The sequence below is a fragment of the Coleofasciculus sp. F4-SAH-05 genome (assembly GCF_040222985.1).
Taxonomy (GTDB): Bacteria; Cyanobacteriota; Cyanobacteriia; order Cyanobacteriales; family Coleofasciculaceae; genus Coleofasciculus; species Coleofasciculus chthonoplastes.
On sequence record NZ_JAVKBY010000050.1, the window covers coordinates 1 to 6,345 of the forward strand.

The window sequence follows — 6,345 nt, forward strand, 5'->3', positions numbered from 1 at the left end:
TAACTACAGTTTCTCTTGCAATAAGCAAGAAGTGGGCTCTTGCGTATTCCCCACTATAAAACGCCGGAAGCGTCGTTCTGAAACGGAACCCCAAAGGAAGCCTACAACCGTACCCGTAGGGTCGGTGTAGGAGGACGTCACCAGCTCCCGTTATAGCGCAGCTTAACGGGGGAGAACGTCACAGATAAAGGACACGGCAATGCCGTGTCCCTACGATATCACTGATGTTCTAGAATAATTACGCGATCGCCATAGCGGGTTCGTGCCAACGCCCAACGGCTTGACCAATCACTGCCATTTCTTGGACTAAGCTATCAAAGCGATCCGGTGTCAGGGATTGGGGTCCATCGGATAACGCTTTAGCTGGATTAGGGTGAACTTCAATCATCAACGAATCCGCCCCGGCTGCGATCGCGGCTTTTGCCATTGAGGGTACATACTCAAACCAACCCGTACCATGACTGGGATCAATCATGATCGGCAAATGGGTGAGCGATCGCAATACAGGTAACACCGATAAATCCAGTGTATTCCGGGCATATTTCCGGTCAAATCCCCGGACACCCCGTTCACAGAGAATCACATTGGGATTTCCCCCAGCTAAAACATACTCCGCCGCCATTAACCATTCATCAATGGTTGCCGACATTCCCCGCTTCAACAACACCGGTTTATCCTGGGCGCCTACTTTTTTCAACAGAGAGAAATTCTGCATATTGCGGGCACCGACTTGCACCACATCCGCAACTTCGGCAATTTTCTCCACATCGGCTGTATCCATGACTTCGGTAATGATCCCCAAACCCGAAGCCTCCCGTGCGGCGGCGAGTAACCCTAAGGCACTTTCTCCATGCCCTTGGAAGGAATAGGGTGAAGTCCGAGGCTTATAAGCGCCTCCCCGCAAAAACTTAGCGCCCGCCGCTTTTACCCGACGCGCCGTTTCCACAATCATCTCCTCGTTTTCTACCGAACAGGGACCGGCTACCAGCACCACTGGATGATGTTCCCCAAAGTAAACAGGTCCATCGGGTGTTGATACCACAACCTCGCCAGCTTCACCGTGACGATACTCACGACTTGCTCGTTTAAAGGGTTTCTCCACCCGCAGCACTTCTTCTATCCAGGGGCTAATTTCCTGAATTTGCCGGGGGTCTAAAGCCGCCGTTTCACCGACTAGACCGATAACAACCTTGTGTTTACCCACAATTGGTTCTGGCGTTAGACCCTGTTCGCTGAGTTCCTGATTAATGCGATTGATTTCGGCTTCTGGAGAGCCGACTTTCATGACTACAATCATAAGTTTTAAGGTTTAAGTTTTCAATGTGATTGGGAAAGGGATAAATTTTGACCCTTCGCTTGGTTAATTGGGCATGGTGTGTGAGTTCACTCTCCCTACTCCCTCTGCTCCCCCTGCTCCCCCTGCGTTCCTAGCAATAACGCGAAAAAAGAGCTAACTTTTTTTAGCCTCTCTCGCCTCACGCCATGCTGATGTGAGTCGTCCTAGGTTGGTTGTGAATTCCTGCCAACCCAGTAACGTTCCTGGACTGTCTTCCTCCCAGGATGCTGAAAGAACACCATAGGTTAATCCCAACACACCTAAGCCAAAAAATCCCATACTTACCAGAACCACCGCTACATTGGGTAACTCGATCTCTAGGTTGACCACCGCAAGATAGCTAACCACAAATGAAAGCATTCCCAAGGCTGTTGGAATACCGCAAAGTAGTGCCATACGGCGCACCATACGCTTACTCACCTGATCAGGAATAGTCATCGACTCAGGAGTAGAAGCCTTTGGTTGATCCGGTTTAGCTGGGGATTTCGCCTTAGCTTTATTCGCTACAGGTTTAGCCTGTGATTGCGACTTTTTTTTTCGCTTTTGGCTCGGCTCAAAAGGTAAAGGGTTGCGGGAGGGTTCATCAGACATAAGCTTTAGTCGGTGTTTATCCGCGAATACCTAAGCGCTTAATCAAGGCTTGGTAATGTTCAGGATTGCCTTCACGCACATAACTTAGTAAGCGTTTGCGCTGACCAATCATCTTTAATAATCCCCGACGGGAGGCATGATCCTTTTTATTGGCTTGCAGATGTGTACTCAAGCGACTAATGCGATCGCTGAGCATGGCGATTTGCACATCTGCCGAACCCGTATCGGTGTCGTGAATCTGATAGCTGTCAATAATTTCTTGTTTGCGTTCTTGGGTTAAAGCCATGGATAAATGTTCATCGAAAATTGGGTTGGTAAGGGGACGAATGGAAACCCCTGTCATTTATGTATGGGATCTTGCCCCCTTACATAAACAGCAGTCCGACAGGACTTCCTTTGAGAAGCTGTTGGTATCCATTACCCTCGTGTAGACGACTGCATATTTGAATTGGAATCCCTACCGCCTTGGATTTACTTGCCGCGTTCGATGTATTGCATTCACCTTTCGTCTGGGCAATTACAGACTCGTGCTTTCAACCTGTACGCATAAGGGTTATTTTGATTGGGCTTGCGCCCCTCCCGTTTCCGGGGTAACGTTAGCTTCGCATAAGTTATGCCTCGGTACTATCTCCAACACACTGGTTTAACCCTGTAAGCCTGTTTAATGCTGGAGTTGTAGAGCTACAAACTAGCGGGAGCATTTGTAGGTACGAACTTTAACTCTTGGGCATAACGTAGACCGCGTAGGTCTTAGGCTGGTCAGGTATGGGCTTTATTCCAAGCCCCCGCCTTTAGGCGTGGGGTTCCTGACTGGTATAATCCAGCAGTTTTTGATCATATCATTTTTCCTGATTTATGGTATTCCCTCTTCGAGAAGCAAGCGACCTAGAGCGTCAGTCCAGTAACCACAGTTAGTGGTGACAAGAAGTAAAAAGGCAAAAGCAAAAAGTCAAAAGCATGTCCGACTAGCGAAGCGAAGGAACCGGAGATTTGGTATCGTATTGTTAGCATTTTGGGACAATTCAAGTAGATGAGCCGATTACTGGACTGGTGTTCTAGTTGATAATTAACGACTTGAGCGACGAGTATCCAGCCACTGCTGGAGTATAATAGCTGCGGCTTTGCGGTCGATCAGAGCTTTATGGCGAGAGGGCGAGAGCTTCTCGGCATGAAGTAACTGTTCAGCTTCAAAAGACGTTAACCGCTCATCCACATATTCTATGGGTAATTGTAGGGCAGCGCTCAAGCGACGGACATATTTTTGCACCTGTCGCGCCTGGAATCCCAGCGTCCCGTTCATCGAATAGGGTAATCCAACCACCAGAACTTGAACGTCGCGTTGTTCGACGAGTTCTCGGAACTGGGATACATCCTGCTCAAAAGATGTTCGCTTGATTGTGGTTAAACCTGTAGCAATTAAGCCAGTACCATCGCATCCGGCGACACCAATTCGCTTACTGCCAACATCCAAGCCTAAGGCTGAGATTTTCTGCATCACATAAGTAGGTGGACACTATTAACGTTAAACGTGGAGATCGTCATTCCACAACTCAAAACTCCCCTACTCAGTATCTGTTGAGTTGGCTGGCGGTGGAATATCCTTCTCTTTCGACTTCTGTTTCGATGAAGAATTGGCTCCATTTGTTTTAGAAGCGGCGTTAGGTTGTTGGGAGAGGGATTCCCACCAGGACATACGGCTGGGGATGGGAGTACGGGCTGGCTGGAGTCCCTGAAGCACTTCTGATAACTGTAACCCTTCTAATTTCTTGGCTTCCCGGATTTTATGCCAGACTGAACGAGACATGAGTAGAGTATGCTCGATTCTCTGAGCATTTAACTGTTCCAGGTAGTCTTCTCGTTCCGGTTGATAGTCGGCTGAAGCCAGATGCAAAGACTGGGCAGGATATTGTTGGGTAATCCGCGCCATTTGTGAGAATAACTCTGGATACAGGCAAGTGTAGGCAGGGTGAACCGTGAGCTGGGCTTCGTGTGCTTGACTCCCATCTCGGCAAAGGGTGAGTTGAAAATAACCAATAGCTGCTTTGCGCTGGGATTCAAACACATAAGCATTAATAACTTCAGTGCGATTGAACCACTGCTGTAGCGTCGAGACTAGCGATCGCATAAATCCTGTTTTAAAATCCTCGATATGACGGTCAAACACTTGACGCACTAACGGAGGCATGGACGCCGTATCTAGCTGATACAATAGTTGAGCATCAGCATTGCTCACCGGGAGCAAGTTGGGTAAATCGGGTTCGCGATCGCCTAGTTTAGCTAAGGTTTGAGCAGGAATTGACCAATATGTCAATTGCGCTAGAGGTTGAAATCCATTACGCCGATATAGTGCCAGGGTATCTTTATTGTGGATATTGACTTCTAGTAACCAGGTGCGGGCTTCCCAGATAGTCTCAAAGCAATGGCGCAAGAGTGCCGAGCCTGTTTCAAGTTTGGCGGGTTTATTAATGGATTCAGTAGACGGAGCGGGAGCAACTAACACCTGTTCCACGCGCCAAGTACTGCGAGTCCGATTAAAGGGCGACACTTTGATTAATCCTCGCAGCCGCTGAAGTTGTTCAGCTACATAGAAACAAAAATCATACTGGCAAGGATTCGGAAACCAATTCAAAACCATCAGCAGCCCATACCAGCGTCGAACCTGCTGTAGTTGGCGGATGAAGGTTAACGAGCAGCTATTACACTCCGTATCTGTGGCTTGAGTCGTAAGCTGCTCAATTCTCTCCAAATCGCCGTATTGAATGGGGCGAATGACAGTCTTCGCGTTTTCCGGAACAGGTGAAGTCATGTTGAGTAAAGATGCTAGGAAGCCAACAGCAGACAAGACCAAGTTTTTTGCACTGTAGTATACAGCGACAAGATTCAAGTTACTGTCCTGCCAATATATTAACGATTTTCCCACTCTGTTCATCCCCAGTTGGGGGGAACAGGGGAGCAATGTTCCAGACGTGCCATGGCGCGTCTGGGAGCTGGGGAAGCTGGGGGAGCTGGGGAAGCTGGGGGAGCTGGGGAAGCTGGGGGAGCTGGGGAAGCTGGGGGAGCTGGGGAAGCTGGGGGAGCTGGGGAAGCTGGGGGAGCTGGGGAAGCCTGTAAAAACGTTCCGGTGGAACAAAAATTAAAATTAGAGCTGATCAGAGCCGTATTGCTTCACCCCCTCACCCTATCTCCTTCATCATTCAGATGGCGGCACTAGGGACTTTTTTCGTAAACATTTGTAAACTATAAATCATTGATGCTTGTATACTCGCAAACAACCATTGCCTTGCCGCATCTGAATCGGAATGCTGCGTTTTGCTACTAAGACAAGTCTGGGGTTTTCACCATTTTAGGAGTTTTTCATGAAGCAACTGATCAAAATTGAACGCTTTTTGTTGATAGGTCATATTGGGGCTATGGCATTTGGACTAGCAGGGCTACTGCTGGTGTTGCCTCACCCCGAATGGATTGTGAGTTTACCACCACAGGGACAAGCCGTATTTCAATGGTCTATGGCTGGGGGTGGAGTCGTCTATATTATTTTAGGAGCAGCAGCCGTTGCAATTTATGCCTACCGAACTCTGGGACTGTGGCAATGGTTGACGTTCATGATTCCTGCTATTGTCATTTCCTTGACCAGTGAACTCCTGGGAACGAGTACAGGTTTCCCTTTTGGACACTATGGTTACTTAAGTGGCTTAGGCTATAAAATCGCAGGTCTTGTGCCGTTTACGATTCCCTTATCCTGGTTTTATTTAGGATTGGTGTCTTATCTATTGGCTCGTGCGGGGTTAGAGAGTAGAGTGGCGACGAATCAATCAGTTAGTTGGTGGCGTCACTTAGGTGCGATCGCGATCGGTGCTGTCTTACTCACCTCCTGGGACTTTGTACTTGATCCCGCCATGAGCCAAGCCTCTGTCCCCTTCTGGTTATGGGAGCAACCGGGTGCCTTTTTTGGGATGCCGTATCAAAATTTTGCGGGTTGGTTAGGAACAGGTGCTGTCTTTATGACTGTCGCGGCTTTATTGTGGCAGAAAACGCCAATGGCATTGTCTAGAAGCCAATTGGGATTGCCCTTAGCCGTTTACCTGAGCAACTTTGTCTTTGCGGCTGTGATGAGTATCGGTGCTCAAATATGGGTTCCGGTTGGGTTAGGGATCTTGTTAGGCGTTGTTCCCGCTGTAGTATTGTGGCGGATGGCAACGACTACACCCACCTCTAACACCCTCGAACAAGGACAACGCGATCGCACTCTAGAGGCGAAAGTGCCTGTAGCGTCTATTAAGTAATTTGTCATTTGTCATTTGTCATTTGTCATTTGTCATTTGTCATTTGTCATTTGTCATTTGTCATTTGTCATTTGTCATTTGTCATTTGTCATTTGTCATTTGTCATTTGTCATTTGTCATTTGTCATTTGTCATT

7 protein-coding genes are annotated in these 6,345 nt (G+C 48.1%); 2 read left to right on the forward strand and 5 right to left on the reverse strand.

Annotated features, from left to right (window positions below; all coding sequences use genetic code 11):
• Positions 1-238 precede the first annotated feature (238 nt).
• The 5 genes from aroF to RIG27_RS05380 form a co-directional block, all read right to left on the reverse strand.
• Positions 239-1,297: a 3-deoxy-7-phosphoheptulonate synthase gene (gene aroF, locus RIG27_RS05360; RefSeq protein WP_446343143.1), complete on the reverse strand. Its 1,059-nt coding sequence runs from the start codon at positions 1,295-1,297 to the stop codon at positions 239-241.
• Between the two features lie 153 nt (positions 1,298-1,450).
• Positions 1,451-1,927: a photosystem II biosynthesis protein gene (locus RIG27_RS05365; RefSeq protein WP_446343145.1), complete on the reverse strand. Its 477-nt coding sequence runs from the start codon at positions 1,925-1,927 to the stop codon at positions 1,451-1,453.
• A 16-nt stretch (positions 1,928-1,943) separates the two neighbouring features.
• The gene (gene rpsO / locus RIG27_RS05370) at positions 1,944-2,213 is read right to left on the reverse strand and encodes a 30S ribosomal protein S15 (RefSeq protein ID WP_006103631.1); all 270 of its coding nucleotides are present in this window, start codon (positions 2,211-2,213) and stop codon (positions 1,944-1,946) included.
• A 780-nt stretch (positions 2,214-2,993) separates the two neighbouring features.
• Entirely contained in the window at positions 2,994-3,422 is a 429-nt protein-coding gene (gene ruvX, locus RIG27_RS05375) for a Holliday junction resolvase RuvX (protein ID WP_446343147.1), read from the reverse strand.
• Between the two features lie 66 nt (positions 3,423-3,488).
• On the reverse strand, positions 3,489-4,733 hold the full coding sequence (locus RIG27_RS05380) for a GNAT family N-acetyltransferase (RefSeq protein ID WP_446343149.1): 1,245 nt from the start codon (positions 4,731-4,733) through the stop codon (positions 3,489-3,491).
• Between the two features lie 165 nt (positions 4,734-4,898).
• Between RIG27_RS05380 and RIG27_RS05385 the strand changes: the two genes are divergently transcribed.
• Together RIG27_RS05385 and cruF are read left to right on the forward strand one after the other, a co-directional pair.
• Positions 4,899-5,138 carry a hypothetical protein gene (locus tag RIG27_RS05385; RefSeq protein WP_446343151.1) on the forward strand — a complete coding sequence of 80 codons (240 nt, stop codon included), beginning with the start codon at positions 4,899-4,901 and terminating at the stop codon, positions 5,136-5,138.
• 145 nt (positions 5,139-5,283) lie between these two features.
• The gene (gene cruF / locus RIG27_RS05390) at positions 5,284-6,210 is read left to right on the forward strand and encodes a gamma-carotene 1'-hydroxylase CruF (RefSeq protein WP_446343153.1); all 927 of its coding nucleotides are present in this window, start codon (positions 5,284-5,286) and stop codon (positions 6,208-6,210) included.
• Positions 6,211-6,345: the final 135 nt, after the last annotated feature.